Origin of the sequence: Streptomyces sp. A0592, assembly GCF_004795115.1 — a bacterium.
GTDB classification, from domain to species: Bacteria; Actinomycetota; Actinomycetes; order Streptomycetales; family Streptomycetaceae; genus Streptomyces; species Streptomyces erythrochromogenes.
The window spans coordinates 96621-115980 of record NZ_SSBM01000014.1; the positions used below are offsets into that span (position 1 = coordinate 96621).

Annotated in this window: 5 protein-coding genes; 1 reads left to right on the forward strand and 4 read right to left on the reverse strand. The window is 75.3% G+C overall.

The genetic code is table 11. The annotated features are described in order from the left end of the window. Window positions 1-77 precede the first annotated feature (77 nt). Window positions 78-3260, forward strand: a complete 3183-nt coding sequence (locus E6U81_RS21210) for a BTAD domain-containing putative transcriptional regulator (protein ID WP_136231670.1) — start codon at window positions 78-80, stop codon at window positions 3258-3260. A gap of 30 nt (window positions 3261-3290) precedes the next feature. Here E6U81_RS21210 and E6U81_RS21215 read toward each other — a convergent pair whose 3' ends face one another. The 4 genes from E6U81_RS21215 to E6U81_RS21230 form a co-directional block, all read right to left on the reverse strand. After that, a complete protein-coding gene (locus E6U81_RS21215) occupies window positions 3291-3515 on the reverse strand; it encodes a hypothetical protein (RefSeq protein ID WP_136231671.1) in 225 nt (74 codons plus the stop codon). Window positions 3516-3695: 180 nt separating this feature from the next. Further along, window positions 3696-4508: a dimethylargininase gene (gene ddaH / locus E6U81_RS21220; RefSeq protein WP_136231672.1), complete on the reverse strand. Its 813-nt coding sequence runs from the start codon at window positions 4506-4508 to the stop codon at window positions 3696-3698. A gap of 86 nt (window positions 4509-4594) precedes the next feature. Then, on the reverse strand, window positions 4595-5890 hold the full coding sequence (locus E6U81_RS21225) for an MFS transporter (protein ID WP_136231673.1): 1296 nt from the start codon (window positions 5888-5890) through the stop codon (window positions 4595-4597). A gap of 6 nt (window positions 5891-5896) precedes the next feature. Beyond that, window positions 5897-19354 (reverse strand): non-ribosomal peptide synthetase, encoded by a 13458-nt coding sequence (locus tag E6U81_RS21230; RefSeq protein ID WP_168714696.1) that lies wholly within the window; start codon window positions 19352-19354, stop codon window positions 5897-5899. Between the last annotated feature and the right edge of the window lie 6 nt (window positions 19355-19360).

A 19360-nucleotide genomic window follows, 5' to 3' on the forward strand; every position in this document is an offset into this window, starting at 1 on the left:
GCCGAGCGGGGGCGGGCACCGTGTTCTGGGGCTGGGGGCAGGACTTGGGCGATCTCCGTTTCTCATTACTCGGTCTGATGCGGGCTCACCGGGGCGCTACCGCGCTCAAGATCGGTAGCCCACAGCAGCAGGCGATGCTGGCCGTCCTCCTGCTGCGGCCGGGGCACTCGGCGAGCGCCACCGACCTCATCACGGCGCTGTGGGGGGAGGAGCCGCCGAGCGCGGCGATGACCACGGTGCGCACGTACGCGTGGCGATGGCGCAAGGTGCTGGACGCCGTCGGCAAGGACGGCGAAGCGGACGGGTCCGGTGGCGACCGGCCCGCGGCGAGCGTGCTGGTGTCGATGGGGGACGGCTACCGGCTGGTCCTGCCGAAGCTCGCCGTCGACGCCGCGGAGGCCGAGTCACTGGCGGCCGAGGCGGAGCGCACCGCACGGACCGATCCGCTGCGCGCCCGGGACCTGCTCAACCAGGCCCTGGAACTGTGGCAGGGCGAACCGCTGGCCGGCGTACCGGGTCCGTTCGCGGAACGGCACCGGCAGCGGCTGGAGGAACTGCGGCTGACGCTGCTGGAGGAACGGATCGGGCTGGACCTGGCGCTCGGCCGCTACTCCCGCTGCATCCCCGAGCTGACCTCCCTCACCACCGAGCACCCGCTGCACGAGCGGGCGTACGAGCTGCTGATGCGGGCCCTGTACCAGGCCGGGCGGCAGGCGGACGCGCTGGCGGTCTACCGCGGGGTGCGGCAGCTGTTCCTCGCGGAACTGGGCGTCGCGCCGGGGGCCGACCTGGAGCAGCTGCACCGCAGGATCCTGGAGGGCGATCCGGCGCTGGCCGCCCCCGAACCGGTCCCGCCGGCAACGCCCGCGCGGGAGCCCGAGCGACGGCGGGAGCCGGCGCGGGAGGCCGACGGCGCCGACGACTCCGGACACGGATCCGGGCCCCGGCCGGCAGAACCGGACCGGCACGAGGGGAAGAAGGGACAGGAGGCGGCCCTCAGACCGGCGGCCGCGCCCCCCAGACCGGCCCAGCTCCCGCCGGACGCCGCCGACTTCACCGGGCGCACGGCACCGGTCCGGGTGCTGGACGAGGCACTCGGCACCCCGTCGGCGCAGGCGCTCGTGATCGCCACCGTCGTCGGCATGGGCGGCGTCGGCAAGACGGCGCTGGCCCTGCACGTGGCGCACCGCGTCCGCGAGTCCTACCCGGACGGCCAGCTGTACGTGGACCTGCGCGGCTCCGACCCGGTGCCCGCCGACCCCGAAGCGGTGCTCAGCAGCTTCCTCGTGGCGCTCGGGGTGTCCGGCGACGCGGTGCCCGACGGGCTGGACGCCCGCTCGGCGCTCTTCCGGTCCGTCGTCGACGGGAGACGGCTGCTGCTGGTGCTCGACAACGCCAAGGACACGGCGCAGATCCGGCCGCTGCTGCCGGGGGCGGTCGGCTGCGCGGTCCTCACCACCGGGCGCACGCGGCCGGCCGGGCTGCCGGCCACCGTCCACGTCGACCTCGACGTGTTCCACCCGTCCGAGGCGCTGGACCTGCTCGGCCGCACCATCGGCGCGGACCGGCTCGCAGCCGAACGGGACGCGGCGCTGGAGCTGGTGGTGGCCTGCGGGTACCTGCCGCTGGCGGTCCGGATCGTGGCCGCCCGGCTGGCGGCCCGGCCCGGCTGGACGGTGGAGACGCTCAGCCGCCGGCTCCAGGTGGAGCGGCGGCGGATCGACGAACTGCGGATAGGCGACCTCGCGGTGGCGGCGGCCTTCGAACTGGGCTACCGGCAGCTCACCGCCGACCAGGCCCGGGCCTTCCGGCTGGTCGCCTCGGTGGACGGGCCGGACATCGGACTGCCGGCCGCCGCCGCCCTCCTCGACCTCGACGAGTACGACGCCGAGGACCTGCTGGAGGCCCTGGTGGACGTCGCGATGGTGGAGTCGTCCTTCCCCGGCCGCTATCGCTACCACGACCTGCTGCGCTCCTTCGCCCGGCGGCGTCCGGTGCAGGAGGGGGACCCCGTCGGCGCGGGCGGCGCGGCGAGGGACGGCGGGGAGGCCGTGGCTGCCCGGGACCGGCTGCTGGACCACCTGCTGGCCACGGCCTGCACCGCGTTCCAGCACGCGGTTCCGGGCGATCCCGCGGCGGGCGCCCTGGGGCCGGCCCGGTCCCCGGGGGTGCCGCTGGCCGGGTGGGACGCGGCCCGGGAGTGGACGGCGGCGGAGCGCGCCGGTGCGGTGGCACTGGCGGCCCAGGTCGCCGCGGACGCGGCGGCGGTCCCTGCGGCCGGCCCCGCGGGCGGCCCGGCAGCCGGCCCGGCGGGCCCGGGGGCGGACGGCTCTCAGGCGACGGCGCTGCGGGCCGCGATCGACCTGCTGATCGCGCTCACCCCGTTCGTGCTCACCCCTCCGAGCCGGCAACTCGCCGCCACCGCCGACGCGCTGGCCGAGGCAGCGGCCCGGCACGGCGACGTGCGGGCCGCCGGACGTGCGCACTTCCTGCGCGGGAACGTCGCCCTGGCGGCGACCCGGCTGGACGCCGCCGAGGCGGCCGCGCGCCGGGCGGTGGACGCGGCGCGGACCGCCGGTGACACGGTGATCCTCCGCCAGGCGCTCAACGACCTGGGCCTGATCTGCCAGTTCCTGAGCCGCTACGACGAGGCGGTGGACCACTACGACGAGGCGCTGGTGCTGGCCAACGAGCTGGGGCACCGTTCCGGCGCCCTGGTGACGACCGTGAACGCCGCGCTGGCACGGGTGCGCAGCGGGCGCGCGGACGAGGCGGTGGAGATCTGTCACGAGGTGCTCACCGAGCTGCGGACCCGGCAGGACGATCCCGGGCGGGCGTACACCCTGTACGTGCTGGGCCTGGCGCTGCACGGGCTCGGGCGGCACGAGGAGGGGGTGACCTGGTTCCGGGAGTGCCTGGCGGTGGCGACGGGAGCGGGGCTGCGGGACCGGGCCGCGCACGCGCGCTACCGGCTGGCGGACGGTCTGCGCTCGCTCGGCCGGGCCGACGAGGCACTCGATCACGCCGGGCAGGCGCTGGTGCTCTGCGAGGAACTGGGGGCGGAGCGGGACCAGGCTCAGGCGCTCCTGGTGCTCGGCCGCTCGTTGGCGGACCTGGGGCGCGGGGCCGAGGCGGGGGCGCGGTTGCGGCAGGCCTACGAGATCTTCTGCCGGCTGGGGCTCCCGGAGGCGGCCGAGGTGGCCTGCCTGCTGGAGCAGCCGGCGCTGGCCCTGGTCGAACCCTGCGTGCTGGAGGCCTAGCAGGGGCGGTGTCGGGGCCGCCGGTGCGGGTCAGGAGCCGGTGCTGTTCCAGTCCTTGTCGTCGGACGGGGAGGGGGACGGCGCCGGGGCCTGGTGGGTGCTGACGGTCCCGCCGCCCTGCCCGGTGCCCGTGCCGGTGGCGTCGTCGGCCATCGCCGCGCCGGCCGCGGCCAGGGCGATCAGCGTGCCGAGGCCGAGGCCCGCGACGGCCAGGCGGACCCGGGTGGCAACGGTGTTGTTCGCGCGGTTCGCCATGACTGCTCCTGGGGGACGTCTTCCCTGGTGGGAAGGGGGTTTTCCGGTTCTTCCCGGAGTGTTCCGGGCTGATGGGAAGAGCATCGCAAGGCACGTTCAACAGCCGATCGACGCACGAGCACCGTGCGTCGATCGGCTTCGTTGATCGGGGTGTCGATCGGCTCGTCGACCGGACGCCGGTCAGTCGGCCTCGCGGATGTGCAGGGTGCAGCACTTGACGCTGCCGCCGCCCTTGAACAGTTCGGAGAGGTCCACCCCGATGGGCCGGAAGCCCCGCTCGCGCAGCCCGGCCGCGACGCCGGTCGCCGCCTCCGGCAGCACCACGTTCAGGCCGTCGCTCATCAGGTTGAGCCCGAACACCGCCGCGTCCGCCTCCCCCACGAGCACCGCGTCCGGGAAGAGCCGGCGCAGTACCTCCCGGCTGCCCGGCGAGAACGCGCCCGGGTAGTACATGACCTCGTCGTCGTCGAGAACGGCGAGCGCGGTGTCGAGGTGGTAGAAGCGCGGGTCGACGAGGTCCAGGCCGACCACCGGGCGGCCGAGGAACTCCTGTGCCTCCGCGTGCCCCGCGGTGACGCTGCGGAAGCCGCGCCCGGCGAGCAGGTGGGAGCCCGCCAGCAGCAGGTCGCCCTCGCCCTCGTTGACGTGGACCGGGTCGTGGACGGTGAATCCGTTGGCCCGGAACCACTCGAGGTGGGCGGGGCCCTCGGCCGCCCGCTCGGCGTTGCGGAAGCGGGCGCCGAGCACCCGGCCGTCGACGACGGTGGCGCCGTTCGCCGCGTAGACCATGTCGGGCAGGCCGGGCAGCGGGTCGATCAGGTCGACGCGGTGGCCGAGTTCGACGTACAGCTCGTACAGCCGCTCCCACTGGGCGACGGCGAGGCCGGTGTCGACCGGCTTGGCCGGGTCCATCCACGGGTTGATCGCATAGCTGACCTCGAAATGGGTCGGACGGCACATCAGGAAGCGGCGGGGGCGGGCGGTGCGGGTCATGGCGGGCTCCGGGAGGGTACGGACGGGCGGGGTGCGGGCGGGGGCGGTGGCGAGGCGGGAGGATCCGGGAGGCAGGGCCCGGCCGGTCAGGAGGACGCGGGACGCTCGGGGAAGCTGCGCAGGCCGCGGAGCGGGCCGGCGAGCAGCACCAGGCCGGCCGAGAGCAGCACGCTCGCCATGATCCAGAGGGTGGTGCGGGCACCGAGCAGTTCGCCCAGCCAGCCGCCGAGCAGGGCGCCCACCGGGATGGCGCTGAAGTTGACGGTGGAGGCGCTGGCCCGGATCCGGCCGATCATCGCGGGCGGGCAGTAGGCCTGGTAGAAGCTGGCGGCGATGACGTTTCCGGCGATCACCCCGCAGACCGCGACCGACCAGGCCACCGCGCTCACGGCCAGCGGCAGCCGCTCCCCGGCCATCGGCAGCAGGAGGATGAACGGCGCTCCGACCAGCTCGCAGAGCAGCAGTCCGCGGGCCGTCCCGAACCGGCGGGCGATCCGCCCGGCGAGCGCGGCGCCGGCGAGGCCGCCGATGGAGACCACCGCGAAGACGGCGCCGACGCCGCCGGGTGTCACACCCACCGTGCGGACCAGGAAGATGGTCTGCACGGCCTGGATGCCGTTGAGGCCGAGGTTGCCCACGGCGGCGAAGCTCGCCAGCGAGCGCAGGTAGGGGTCGTGCACCAGGAAGCGGACGCCCTCTTTGATCTCGCGGAGGATCCCGCGCCGTGCGGAGACCGGCGGGGGCTTCTCCTCGGCCTTGATGGACCCCACGCACAGCGCTGCCACCAGGTAGGTGAGCGCGTCGGCGAGCAGGCCGGTGACGGCACCGAACGCCTGGGAGATCAGGCCGGCGAGGCCGGGGCCGGCGATCTCCGCGGCCGCGTCCCCGGAGCGCAGTTTGACGTTGGCCTCAAGCAGGTCGGGCTTGGCGACGAGGACGGGCAGCACGGCGCTGTTCGCGGTGGACAGGAACACCTTGACCGCGCCGGCCAGCAGGGCGACCACCACCAGCTGGGCCATGGTCAGCAGGTCCAGCCAGCCGGCCACCGGCACGCTGGCGAACAGCACCAGCAGCAGGAGGTCGCAGACCAGCATCACCTTCAGCCGGGGCCAGCGGTCCACCCAGGCGCCGGCCAGCAGGCCGAGGAAGAGCCACGGCACCCAGGCGGAGGCGGTGAGCAGGCCGACCATGAACGGCGAGGCCTCCAGGGTGACGACGGCCACCAGGGCGAGCGCGACGTTGCCGACGGCGGTGCCGAGGCCGCTGGTGGTCTCACCGATCCAGAGCTTGCGGAAGTTGCCCTGCGCCCAGAGGCCCCAGCGGCTCTTCCGCGGCGCGTCCCCTTCGGGGGGCGACGGCGGTTTCACGGAGGCTGTGGTCATGGCGGGTCACTCTCCAAGCTTCTCGGCGAGCACGGCGGCGATCCGTGCGACGGGCTCCGGCTGCGTCATGGCGCCGTGCGTGCTGGTGATGCGGTGCTGCTCGATGCGGCCGTCGACGTACGGGCGCCAGGCGTCCCCGTAGGGCCAGTCGGCGGGCTTGTCGAGGGTGGCGCCGAAGAAGACGGCATCGCCCCGGTAGCGGCCGGGGACGTGCTCGGCCATCAGCTTGGCGTTCTGCTCGAAGACGTCGGGCAGGACGGCTGCGGCCTCGCCGAGCAGGGCGGTGAGCTCGGCCTGGCCGCGGCCGTCGGCCGGGTCGTGGCCGAGCGAGACGAGCAGTGCGGCGAGGGTGTCGACCGGGTCGCCGGCGGGCGGGGCGGCGTCGGCGTACCGGGCGGGGTCGGCGGGCAGGCCGTCGAGGAGGGCGAGCAGGGCGACCTCCTGGCCGGCCGTCTGGAGGGCGACGGCCATGGCCTGGGCGACGACCGCGCCGAAGGACCAGCCGAGCAGGTGGTACGGCCCGTCCGGCTGGACGGCCCGGATCTGCCGTACGTAGTCCTCGGCGATCTCGGTGACGGAGGACGGGGAGCCGCCGCGCAGCCCGCGTGCCTGGAGGCCGTGAACCGGCCGGTCGGGGTCGAGGTGGCGCAGCAGCCCGGAGTAGACCCAGCTGATGCCCGCTGCGGGGTGGACGCAGAACAGCGGGGCGCCGGTGCCGCCCGCGCGCAGCGGGAGCAACACGTCGAGAGCACTGTGAGCGCCGTGAGCGCCGTGGGCGCCGGTGCCCGCCGGGCTCCCCGGGTCCGGCTCCCGGAGGAGGCGCCGTCCGAGGGCGGCCACGGTGGGGGCTTCGAAGAGGGCCCGGATGCCGAGGTCTGCGCCGAGTGCGGTGCGGATCCGGCCGAGCAGCTTCATCGCGAGGAGGGAGTGGCCGCCGAGGTCGAAGAAGCCGTCGTCGATGGAGATCGGTCCGGGCAGGCCCAGGACCTCGCGGAAGAGGTCGCAGAGCTGTTCCTCGTACGGCGTCCTGGGCGCCCGCCCGGTGGCCGGGGTCCGGAAGTCGGGGGCGGGGAGGGCGCGCCGGTCGACCTTGCCGCTCGCGGTCAGCGGGAGCGCGTCGAGTGCGACGACGGCGGCCGGGAGCATGTGGCCGGGCAGCGACTCGGCGGCGAAGGCGCGCAGTTCGGCCCGGTCGAACGGGCCGTCCGGCACGACGTGGGCGACCAGCCGGGGGCCGGCGGTGCCGTCGTCGTGGACGGTCACGGTGGCGGCGAGGATACGGGGGTGGCGGGTGAGCACGTGCTCGATCTCGCCCGGTTCGATGCGGAAGCCGCGGATCTTGACCTGCTGGTCGGTGCGGCCGAGGTATTCGAGGTCGCCGTCGCGGGTGCGGCGGACCAGATCGCCGGTGCGGTACATCCGCTCCCCCGGTGCGAACGGGTCGGCGACGAAGCGCTCGGCGGTGAGCGCCGGGCGGCCGAGGTAGCCGCGGGCGAGGCCGGCGCCGGCCAGGTACAGCTCGCCGGGGACGCCGGCGGGGACCGGGTTCAGGTGCTCGTCCAGCACGTGGGCGCGGGTGCCGAGGACGCTGCGGCCCAGCGTCGGGCGGCCGGTGGCCGTGAACGGCTGGGTGAGCGCGTCGACGGTGGACTCGGTGGGGCCGTAGAGGTTGTGGGCGGTGGTGGCCGGGGCCTCGCGCAGGCGGTCCCAGAGGGACTGGCCGACGGCCTCGCCCCCGAGCAGCACCACGCGCGGGGCGGATGCGTCCAGCAGGCCTTCGTCGAGGAGCTGTTCGGCGTAGGAGGGGGTGACTTCGACGACGTCGACGGACTCCTCCGCGATGTACCGGACGAGGGCGGCGGCGTCGCGGCGGACCTCGTCGCCGATCAGGTGGAGTTCGTGGCCGGCGATCAGCCAGAGCAGGCCGTCCCAGGAGGCGTCGAAGCAGAGGGAGGCGGTGAGCGCGACGCGGCTGTGGCCGTGCTCGCGCTCGGTGGCGCCGATCGGGCCGGTCGCGGAGCGGTGCGAGGCGAGGAGCGCGGCGATCGCACCGTGGCTCACCACGACGCCCTTGGGGCGGCCGGTGGAGCCGGAGGTGTGGATGACGTACGCGGCGTCGGCGGCGGTCGCGCGGGGCGGCGGGTTCTGCGGGGCGGGGCGGCCGTTCTCGTCCGCCGGGGAGGCCGCCAGGACGGGCAGGCCGGTGAGGAGTTCGGGCAGGGGCCAGCCGTCGCCGGTCACGGCCAGTGCGGGTGCGGCGTCGGCGAGCATGGCCGCGGTCCGGTCGGCCGGGTATGCGGCGTCCAGCGGGAGCGAGGCCGCGCCGGTCTTGAGTACGGCGAGCAGGGCGATCACGCTCTCCGCGGAGCGCGGCAGGGCGAGGGCGACGACCGTGTCCGGGCCGGCGCCCGCGGCCGTCAGGCGGTGGGCGAGGTGGTTGGCGCGGGCGTTCAGTTCGGCCCGGCTGAGCCGGGTGTCACCGGCGACCAGGGCGGTGGCGTCGGGGGTGCGGGCCGCCCGGGCCTCGAAGGCGGCGGGCAGCAGCGGCACGGCCGACGGCAACTCCGCTCCCGCATCGAGGAGTTCCGCGCGTTCTTCGGCGCTGAGCAGGTCAGCCCGGCCGATGGGGTGGCCGGGACGCGCCGCGACCGCCGTGAGCAGCCGGCCGAAGCGGGCGGCGATGGACTCCACGGTCTCCCGGTCGAACAGGTCGGTGGCGAAGTCGATCGCGCATTCCAGCCCGGCGGGTGCGCCGTCGGCGTCGAAGGACTCGCCCATGGCGACGGAGAGGTCGAACTTGGCCGCGTAGCCGCCGACCGGTTCGACGGCGGCCGGCAGGCCGGCGAGGTCGAGCGGGGCCTCTCCGGGGCCGCCGGCCCGGCCCGTGCCCTGGAGCAGCAGCATGACCTGGAAGAGCGGGTGGCGGGCGAGGGAGCGGGCCGGGTTGAGCTCCTCGACGATGCGTTCGAAGGGCACGTCCTGGTGGGCGTGGGCGTCGAGCTGGGTGTCCCGGACGCGGTGGAGGAGTTCGGTGAAGGTGGGGTCGCCGGAGGTGTCGGTGCGCAGGACGAGGGTGTTGACGAAGAAGCCGACGAGGTCGTCCAGGGCCTCGTCCGAGCGGCCGGCGACCACCGATCCGATCGGTACGTCGGTGCCGGCCCCGAGCCGGGTCAGCAGCGCCGCCAGGGCGGCCTGCAGGGTCATGAACATGGTGACGCGGTGCTCGCGGGCCAGCCCGGCCAGCGCCCGGTGCAGTTCACCGCCGAGCGGGAGGACGACGCGGTCGCCGTGGTGGCCGCTGTCCGCGCGCCGGGGGCGGTCCGCGGGGAGGGAGAGCTCCTCGGGGAGCCCGGCCAGGGCTTCGCGCCAGTGGGCGAGCTGGCGGGACAGCAGGCTCTCGTGGTCGTCCTCGTCGCCGAGCAGCTCGCGCTGCCAGAGCGCGTAGTCGGCGTACTGCACCGGCAGCGGCTGCCATCCGGGCACCGAGCCGTCGCGGCGGGCGGCGTAGGCGGCGGCGAGGTCGCGCAGCAGCGGGTCCATGGACCAGCCGTCGCCGGCGATGTGGTGCAGGACGAGGACGAAGAGGTGCTCGTCGGCGGAGAGCGGGAACAGGTGTGCGCGGATGGGGAGTTCGGCGGCGAGGTCGAAGGGGATCGCGGAGCACTCGGCCAGGGCGGCGGCCGGGTCGGCGGGCGCGCCGGTGCGGCGGTCGAAGGGGATCCGGGCCTCGGCGGGCGGGACGATCCGCTGCCGGGGTTCGCCGTCCCGGTCGCCGATCAGCGTGCGCAGGATCTCGTGGCGGGCGACGAGGTCGCCGAGGGCGAGTTCGAGCGCGTCCGGGTCGAGCGGGCCGGTGAGGCGCAGGGCGAGCGGGAGGTTGTAGAGGGCGCTGGGGCCCTCCATCCGGTCGATCAGCCAGAGCCGCTGCTGGGCGAAGGAGAGCGGCAGGTCCTCAGGGCGCTCACCGGCCGTCAGCGCGAGGCGGGCGGTGGCGCCGTCGAGCCGCGGGGCCAGGCCCGCCACCGTGGGCGCCTCGAAGACGTCCCGGACGCCGATCTCGGCGGCGAAGACCGTGCGGACCCGGCTGACGAGCTGCATGGCGAGCAGGGAGTGCCCGCCGAGGGCGAAGAAGTCGTCGTCGATCGAGACCGGTCCGGTCGCGCCGAGGACTTCGCCGAACAGGCCGCAGAGGAGTTCCTCGCGTGCCGTACGGGCGGCCCGGCCGCCGGCGAAGAGCTGGAAGTCGGGGGCGGGGAGCGCGCGCCGGTCGACCTTGCCGCTGCCGGTCAGGGGCAGCGCGTCAAGGGTGACGACTGCCGCCGGGACCATGTGGGCGGGCAGCGCCTGGGCGGCGAACCGGCGCAGTTCGAGCGAGAGTTCGGGGCTGGGTGCGGCGACCGCGCAGTGCGCGACCAGGCGCCGGTCGCCGTCGGCGCTCTCGTGCGGGGTGACGACGGCCTGGCGGACGGCCGGGTGCCGGGTCAGCTCCTGCTCGATCTCGCCGGGCTCGATGCGGAAGCCGCGGATCTTCACCTGGTGGTCGGTGCGGCCCAGGTAGTCGATCCGGCCGTCGCGGGTGCGGCGGACGAGGTCGCCGGTGCGGTACATCCGCTCCCCCGGTGCGAACGGGTCGGCGACGAAGCGCTCGGCGGTGAGCGCGGGGCGGCCCAGGTAGCCGCGGGCCAGGCTGTCCCCGGCCAGGTACAGCTCGCCGGGGACTCCGACGGGGACGGGATTGAGGTAGGCGTCGAGGACGTGGGCGCGGGTGCCGAGGACGGTGTGTCCCATGGTGGGGCGCTCCGAGCCGGCGTACGGCTGGAGCAGGGTGTCGACGGTGCACTCGGTGGGCCCGTAGAGGTTGTGGCCGGTGGTGGCCGGGGCCTCGCGCAGGCGGGTCCACAGGGTCTGCCCGATCGGTTCGCCGCCAAGCAGCACCACGCGCGGGGCGGGTGTATCCAGCAGGCCTTCGGCGATGAGCTGTTCGGCGTAGGTGGGGGTGAACTGGAGGGCGTCGAGGCCCTGGTCACGGATGTGGCGGACCAGTGCGGCGGGGTCGCGGCGCAGGTCCTCGCCGATCAGGTGCAGTTCGTGGCCGGCGACCATCCACAGGAGGCTGTTCCAGGAGGCGTCGAAGCAGAGCGAGGCGGTCAGCGCGGCGCGCAGCCGGCCGTGGGTCCGCTCGGGCCCGGCGAAGGTCTCGGCCCGGTGGGCGGCCAGCAGGCCGGCGATCGCGCCGTGGCTCACCACGACGCCCTTGGGGCGGCCGGTGGATCCGGAGGTGTAGATCACGTACGCGGCGTGCGAGCCGGTGACCCGGACGGGCGGGGCGTCGGCGGGCAGCTCGGCCCAGTGCTCTTCGCCGGCGTCCAGGACGGTGGCGCCGGACAGGCCCTCCAAGGCCTCCGGCAGCGGCCACGCGGCATGGGTGAGGACGGCCGCGGGGCGGGCGTCGGCCAGCATGTGGGCGGTGCGCTCCAGCGGGTACTCGGCGTCCAGCGGGAGGAAGGCCGCACCGGCCTTGAGTACGGCGAGTTGGGAGACCACCGTCTGCGCCGAGCGGGGCAGGGCGAGCGCGACCACGTCCTCGGGTCCGATGCCTGCGGCGGTCAGGCCGTGGGCGAGGCGGTTCGCGCGGGCCTCCAGCTCGGCGTACGTCAGCCGGGTCTCCTCGAAGACGAGGGCCGTCAGGTCGGGCGTGGCCGCCGCCCGGTCGGCGAAGGCGGCCGGTACGAGGGGCGGATCGGCCGGCAGCGGCCGGTGTCCGGTGAGGAGTTCGGCGCGTTCGCCCTCGGCCAGCAGATCGGCGCGGCCGATCCGCACGTCCGGCCGGGCCGTCATCTCCGTCAGCAGCCGGCCGAAGCGGGCGGCGACGGACTCGGCGGTCTCCCGGTCGAAGAGGTCGGTGGCGAAGTCGATGGCGCAGTCGAGTCCGGCGGGCTCCCCGTCCGGGCCGAAGAACTCCTCCAGCGTGATGTTGAGGTCGAACTTGGCGACCCCGGTGTCCGCGGGCAGCGCCTCGGCGCGCAGCCCGGCCAGCTCCGGCTCGCCGCCGGTGTTGGACTGGAGGACCATCGCCACCTGGAAGAGCGGGTGGCGGGCCAGGGAGCGGGCCGGGTTGAGCTCCTCGACGAGGCGTTCGAAAGGCACGTCCTGGTGGGCGTAGGCGCCGAGCCCGGTCTCCCGGACGCGGCCGAGGAGTTCGGTGAAGGTGGGGTCGCCGGAGGTGTCGGTGCGCAGGACCAGGGTGTTGACGAAGAAGCCGACGAGGTCGTCCAGGGCCTCGTCCGAGCGGCCGGCCACCACCGATCCGATCGGTACGTCGGTACCGGCCCCGAGCCGCGTCAGCAGCGCCGCCAGGGCGGCCTGGAAGGTCATGAACATGGTGACGCGGTGCTCGCGGGCCAGCCCGGCCAGCGCCCGGTGCAGTGCGGCGTCGATGGGCAGGGCGACCCGGTCCCCCCGGTGGCCGGCGCGGGCTCCGCGCGGCCGGTCGACGGGGAGGGCGAGTTCCTCGGGGAGGCCGGCGAGGGTGTCGCGCCAGTAGGCGAGCTGGCGGGAGACCTGACTGGCGGGGTCGCTCTCCTCGCCGAGCAGCTCGCGCTGCCAGAGCGCGTAGTCGGCGTACTGCACCGGCAGCGGCTGCCATCCGGGCACCGAGCCGTCGCGGCGGGCGGCGTAGGCGTCCGCCAGGTCGCGCAGCAGCGGGCCCATCGACCAGCCGTCGCCGACGATGTGGTGGAGGGCGACGACCAGCACGTGCTCCTCGGGGCCGACCCGCAGGAGGGTGACGCGTACGGGCGGTTCGGCGGCCAGGTCGAAGGGGCGGCGGGCGACCCGGTCCACCTCGGAGTCCACCGACTCCGGCGCGCAGTCGAGCAGTTCGACAGGGAGGGTGCCGGCCGGGGGGAGGACGATCTGGTGGGGTTCGCCGTCGTGCTCGGCGATCAGCGTGCGCAGGATCTCGTGGCGGGCGACGAGGTCGCCGAGGGCGAGTTCGAGCGCGGCCGGGTCGAGCGGTCCGGTGAGGCGCAGGGCGAGCGGCATGTTGTACAGCGCGCTCGGTCCCTCCATCCGGTCGATCAGCCAGAGCCGCTGCTGGGCGAAGGAGAGCGGCAGGTCGTCCGGGCGCTCGCCGGCCGTCAGCGCGAGGCGGGCGGTGGCGCCGTCGAGGCGCTGGGCCAGGCCCGCCACCGTGGGCGCCTCGAAGACGTCCCGGATGCCGAGTTCGGCTCCGAGGACGGAGCGGACGCGGCTGAGCAGCCTGGTGGCGAGCAGGGAGTGCCCGCCGAGGGCGAAGAAGTCGTCGTCGGCCGAGACCGGTCCGGTGAGGCCGAGGACTTCGCCGAACAGGCCGCAGAGGATCTCCTCGTGCGCCGTGCGGGCGGCCCGGCCGCCCGCGGCCGCCGCGAAGTCGGGGGCGGGCAGCGCGGACCGGTCGAGCTTGCCGTTGACGTTGAGCGGCAGCTCGTCGAGCGCGGTGAAGGCCGCCGGGACCATGTAGTCGGGCAGGGCGGCGGCCGCGTGGGCGCGCAGCGCGGCCGCGTCGAGCGGGGTGCGCGCCACGACGTGGGCGACCAGCCGGGTGCCCGCCGCGCCGTCCTGGTGGGGCAGGACCGCGACCTGGAGGACGTCGGGGTGGGCGGCCAGCACGGTCTCGATCTCGCCGGGTTCGATGCGGAAGCCGCGGACCTTGACCTGGTGGTCGGTGCGGCCCAGGTACTCGACGCGGCCGTCGGGGCGGCGCCGGGCGAGGTCGCCGGTGCGGTACATCCGCTCCCCCGGTGCGAACGGGTCGGCGACGAAGCGCTCGGCGGTCAGGGCGGGCCGGCCCAGGTAGCCGCGGGCGAGGCCGGCGCCGCTCAGGTACAGCTCGCCGGGGACGCCCGGCGGTACGGGCCGCAGGCCGGCGTCCAGGACGTGGGCGCGGAGGTTGGGCAGCGGGCGGCCGATGAGCGGGCGCGGGTCGCCGGACAGCCGGTGGTACAGCGCATCGACGGTGCACTCGGTGGGGCCGTACATGTTGAGGACGACGGTGTCGGAGGCGGCGGTGAGGGCTGCGGAGAGGGTCTGGCCGAGGGCCTCGCCGCCGACCATCAGCAGGGCCGGCGGGCAGCGGTCGAGCAGGCCCTCCTCGACCAGCCGCTCGGCCTGGCCGGGGGTGACGTCGAGGACGTCGCCGCCGGTGAGTTCGACATGGCGGACGATCGCGGCGGCGTCGCGGCGCAGGTCGTCGTCGAGCAGGTGGAGTTCGTGGCCGGCGACCATCCACAGCAGCGCCTCAAGGGCGGTGTCGAAGGAGAGCGAGGCGGCCTGGGCGAACCGGAACCGGCGGCCCGGGTGGGCCTGCCGGGCGGCGGCGATGGTCTCGTCGCGGTGGAAGGCGAGCAGGTTGGCCAGGCCTGCGTGGCGGACCACGACGCCCTTGGGGCGGCCGGTGGAGCCGGAGGTGTAGATCACGTACGCGGCGTGCGAGCCGGTGACCCGGACGGGCGGGGCGTCGGCGGGCAGCTCGGCCCAGTGCTCTTCGCCGGCGTCCAGGACGGTGGCGCCGGACAGGCCCTCCAAGGCCTCCGGCAGCGGCCATGCGGCATGGGTGAGGACGGCCGCGGGGCGGGCGTCGGCCAGCATGTGGGCGATCCGCTCGCGGGGGTGGTCGGCGTCGAGCGGGAGAAAGGCCGCGCCGGCCTTGAGCACGGCGAGTACGGCGACCAGGGAGTCGGCGGATCGGGGCAGGGCGAGCGCGACCACGTCCTCCGGGCCGGCGCCGGCGGCGGCCAGGCCGTGGGCGAGGCGGTTGGCGCGGGCGTCCAGCTCGGCGTACGTCAGCCGGGTCTGCCCGAAGACGAGGGCGGTGTCGCCGGGGGTCTCGGCGGCCTGGGCGGCGAAGGCCGCCGGTACGAGGACGTCGGCCGCGCCCGGCCGGGCGGTGTCGTGCCAGTCGGCCAGGGCGGTCCGGCCGGCCTCGCCCAGGACGTCCAGTGCGGCGACGGGGCGGTGCGGGTCCTCGGCGGCCTGGGCGAGCAGGCGCAGCAGGGCGTCGGCGAGGCGTTCGGCGGTGGCTCGGTCGAACAGGTCGGTGGCGAACTCCAGGCCGCCCTCGACACCGCCGGGGGTGCCGTCGCCATGGTGGCGTTCGGAGAGGTTGAGGGTGAGGTCGAAGGCGGTCGTGGGCAGGCCGAGCGGCTCGTGGGCGGTGCGGGTGCCGGGGAACTCGGGGCCGCCGCCGGCGGTGTTGTCGAAGGCGATCATCACCTGGAAGAGCGGGTGCCGGGCCAGGGTGCGGGCCGGGTTGAGCTCCTCGACGATGCGCTCGAAGGGCACCTCCTGGTGCGCGTAGGCGGCCAGGTCGGCTTCCCGGACCCGGGCGAGCAGCTCGGCGAAGGTGGGCCGGCCGCTGAGGTCGGTGCGCAGCACCAGGGTGTTGGCGAAGAAGCCGATCAGGTCGTCGAGGGCCGGGTCGAGGCGCCCGGCCAGCGGGGTGCCGATCGGCAGGTCCTCACCGGCGCCGAAGCGGTGCAGCAGGGTGGCGTAGGCGGCTTGCAGGACCATGAAGAGGGTGGCGCCGTGGCCGGCGGCGAGGGCGGCGAGGCGTGTGTGCAGGTCGGCGTCGATCTCCAGCGGGACGACGTCTCCGCGGTGGCTCGCGACCGCCGGGCGGGGCCGGTCCAGCGGGAGCGGCAGCTCGTCCGGGAGGCCGGCCAGTGCCTGCCTCCAGTGGTCGAGCTGGCGGGAGAGCGGGGACTGCGGGTCGGTGTCGGCGCCGAGCAGCCGGTGCTGCCACAGGGTGTAGTCGGCGTACTGGACCGGCAGCGGCTCCCACACCGGCGTCCGGCCGCCGAGCCGGGCGGTGTAGGCGTCGGCGAGGTCGCGGAAGAGGGGCCGCAGGGACCATCCGTCGCTGGCGATGTGGTGCATCACGAGGAGCAGTACGTGCTCGTCGGGGGCCTCGGGGCGCAGGTAGGCGTGCAGGGGGATGTCGCCGGCGAGGTCGAAGGTGTGGCCGGTCAGCTCCTGGACGGGGCGGTCGGTGACGGTGAGCAGCGGGGCCGGGGGCGCGGGCAGGACCTTCTGGTACGGGACGCCGTCGTGTTCGCCGAAGACGGTACGGAGGCTCTCGTGGCGGGCGACGACGTCGCGGAGGGCGCCTTCGAGGGCGTTCGCGTCGAGCGGTCCGGTGAGGCGGAGGGCCAGGGTGACGTTGTAGGTGGCGGCGGGGCCTTCGGCCTGGCCCGTGAACCACAGCCGGCGTTGGGCGAAGGAGACGGGCAGGTGCTCGGGCCGGGGTTCGGGGCGCAGCGCGGGCCGGGCCGGGTCGGCGGCGAGCCGGTCGGCGAGGGCGGCGACGGTGGGGGCCTGGAAGAGGTCGCCGATGGCGAGCTCGGTGCCCAGTTCGGTGCGGGCCCGGCCGACCAGGCGGGTCGCCAGCAGGGAGTGGCCGCCGAGTTCGAAGAAGTCGTCGTCGATGGTGATGTCGTCGATGCCGAGGATCTCGCCGAAGAGGGTGCACAGGGCGCGCTCGCGCTCGTCGCGGGGGGCGCGGCCGGTGGTGTCGGCGCCGAGTTCGGGGGCGGGCAGGGCGCGCCGGTCGACCTTGCCGTTGGCGTTGAGGGGCAGGGCGGGCAGGACGACGACGACCGAGGGGACCATGTAGCCGGGGAGGGTGGCGGCGGCGAACTGCTTGAGTTCGGCGGCCAGTTCGTGCTGTGCGTCGAGGGCGTGGCCGGGCACCGCGCAGTAGCCGACGAGGCGGGTGTCGCCGGGGCGGTCCTCCCGGGGGATCACGATGACCTGGCGGACGGCGGGGTGGCCGGAGAGCACGGCCTCGATCTCGCCCGGCTCGATGCGGAAGCCGCGCAGCTTGACCTGGCCGTCGATCCTGCCGAGGAACTCGATCGCGCCGTCGGTGCGGCGGCGGACCAGGTCGCCGGTGCGGTACATCCGCTCACCCGGCGCGTACGGGTCGGCGACGAAGCGCTCGGCGGTCAGCGCGGGCCGGCGCCAGTAGCCGCGGGCCAGGCCGGCTCCGGCGACGTACAGCTCGCCGGGGACGCCGGGCGGGACGGGCCGGAGCCGGGAGTCGAGGACGTGGGCGCGCATGTTGTCGAGGGGGGCGCCGATGGGTGGCCGGGGGCCGGTCAGGTCGGCGGGGGCGAGAGGGTGGTGGGTGGCGAAGGTGGTGGCTTCGGTCGGGCCGTAGACGTGGGCGAGCAGCAGGTCGGGGCAGTGGTCGAGGACGCGCTGCATGAGGGTGCCGGAGGCGGCTTCGCCTCCGGTGCACACGGTCCGCAGGGCGCGGAAGGTCTCGGGGGCCTGCTCGGCGACGAGGTCGAAGAGGGCCTTGGTGAGGAAGACGGCGGTGACCTCGTGCCGCGTGGCGACGGCGTGCAGTGCGGCGGCGTCCAGGGTGCCGGGCGGGGCGACGACGACGGTGCCGCCGGACAGCAGGGGTGTCCACAGCTCGTAGGTGGCGGCGTCGAAGGCGTGCGGGGAGTGCAGCAGGATCCGCCGGTGCCGGCCGTCCTGCCAGCGGCGGTCGGCGGCGAGGTCGACGACGTCGCGGTGGCGGACGGCGACGCCCTTGGGGGTGCCGGTGGAGCCCGAGGTGAACATCACGTAGGCGAGCCGGTCTGGGTGGACGCGGACGCCGGGGGCGTGCGCCGGGGCGGTGTTGCCGTCGCCGGGGCGGACCACGACGGCTTCGTGCGGGAATCCGGGGTCGGCGCGGTCGGTGAGCAGGACGGGCGCGGCGGTGTCGGCGAGGAGGGCGGCCATCCGCTCCGGGGGCAGGCTCGCGTGCATGGGGACGTAGCAACCGCCGGCCTTGAGCACGGCCAGGGTGGCGACGACCAGGTCCACCGAGCGTTCCATCAGCAGCGCGACCGGGGACTCCGGGCCGACGCCGCAGGCGGTCAGGTGGTGGGCGAGCCGGTTGGCGCGGCTGTCGAGCTCGGCGTAGGAGACGGTGCCGCCGTCGTGGGCGAGCGCGACCGCGCCGGGGGTGCGGGCCGCCTGGGCCTCGAACAGTTCGGGGAGCGAGCCGGCGGGGACGGGCGCGGCGGTGGCGTTCCACTCGTCACGCAGCCGGAGGCACTCCTCGGGGGTGAGGATGTCGAGGGTGCCGATCGGCGCCTCGGGGTCGGCGGCCGCGGCGGTCAGCAGCCGGCCCAGGCGCTCGAACAGGGTGGTGACGGTGACGCGGTCGTAGAGGTCGGCGGCGTATTCGACCGAGCCGGTCAGGCCTGCGGGGGCGCCGTCGGGGGTGTGCCGCTCGGTGATGCCGATGTTGAGGTCGAACTTGGCCACGCGCAGGCCGAGCTCCTCGGGCTGCGTCTGCAGGCCGGGCAGGCCGCCGAGTTCGCCCTCCTGGTGGTTCTGGAGCACGAGGAGGGTCTGGAAGAGCGGGTGGCGGCCGAGGGAGCGGGCCGGGTTGACCTCCTCGACCAGCCGCTCGAACGGCACGTCCTGGTGGGCGAACGCGTCGAGCTGGGCTTCCCGGGCCCGGCGGAGGAGTTCGGCGAAGGACGGGTCCCCGGAGGTGTCGGTGCGCAGGACGAGGGTGTTGACGAAGAAGCCGACCAGGTCGTTCAGGGCCTCGTCGGAACGGCCGGCGACCCCGGTGCCGAGGGGGATGTCGGGGCCGGCGCCGAGCCGGGTGAACAGCGCGGCGAGTCCGGCCTGGAGGACGGAGAACAGGGTGGCGCGGTGCTTGCGGGCCAGGCCCGCCAAGGCGGCGTGCAGGTCGGGGCCGTAGCTGAACGGCACGGCGTCGGCGGCCCCGGTCGGCGCGGGCGGCCGGGGGCGGTCCGTCGGCAGCTCCAGCTCCTCGGGCAGGCCGGCCAGGGCCCCTCTCCAGTAGTCGAGTTGGCGGCTCAGCACGCTGCCGGGGTCGCTCTCGTCGCCGAGCAGTTCGCGCTGCCAGAGCGTGTAGTCGGCGTACTGGACCGGCAGCGGCTCCCAGTCGGGGGCGTCGCCGCCGAGGCGGGCGGCGTAGGCGGTGGCGAGGTCGCGCAGCAGCGGTCCGAGCGACCAGCCGTCGCCGGCGATGTGGTGGAGCACGACGAGCAGCACGTGCTCGGTGGACGGCTCGCCGGTGGCGGGCCGGACGGGAGGTGTGAGCGAGAAGACCGTGACCCGGATGGGCAGTTCGGAACTCAGGTCGAAGGTGCGGGCGGCGGCCCGGTCCCGCAGGGCGGGGTACTCGTCCGGTGCGCAGTCCACGGTGTCGAAGGCGACCGGCGCCTGCGCCGACGGCAGGACGTGCTGCACCGGGACTCCCCCGGCCACCGGGAACACCGTGCGCAGGGCCTCGTGGCGGGCGACCACGTCCGCCGTCGCGGCGCGCAGCGCTTCGGTGTCGAGCGTGCCGCGCAGGCGGACCGCGAAGGGCAGGTTGTAGAGCGCGGTCGGCCCTTCGATCTGGTCGATCAGCCAGAGACGCTGTTGTGCGTACGAAACCGGGATCACGGTGCT

Excerpts from the sequence above, each read along its gene's own strand:
- ddaH (WP_136231672.1), bottom strand. The coding sequence starts at position 4,508 with ATGACCCGCACCGCCCGCCCCCGCCGCTTCCTGATGTGCCGTCCGACC.
- E6U81_RS21225 (WP_136231673.1), bottom strand. The coding sequence starts at position 5,890 with ATGACCACAGCCTCCGTGAAACCGCCGTCGCCCCCCGAAGGGGACGCG.
- E6U81_RS21215 (WP_136231671.1), bottom strand. The coding sequence starts at position 3,515 with ATGGCGAACCGCGCGAACAACACCGTTGCCACCCGGGTCCGCCTGGCC.
- E6U81_RS21210 (WP_136231670.1), top strand. The coding sequence starts at position 78 with ATGCGGGCTCACCGGGGCGCTACCGCGCTCAAGATCGGTAGCCCACAG.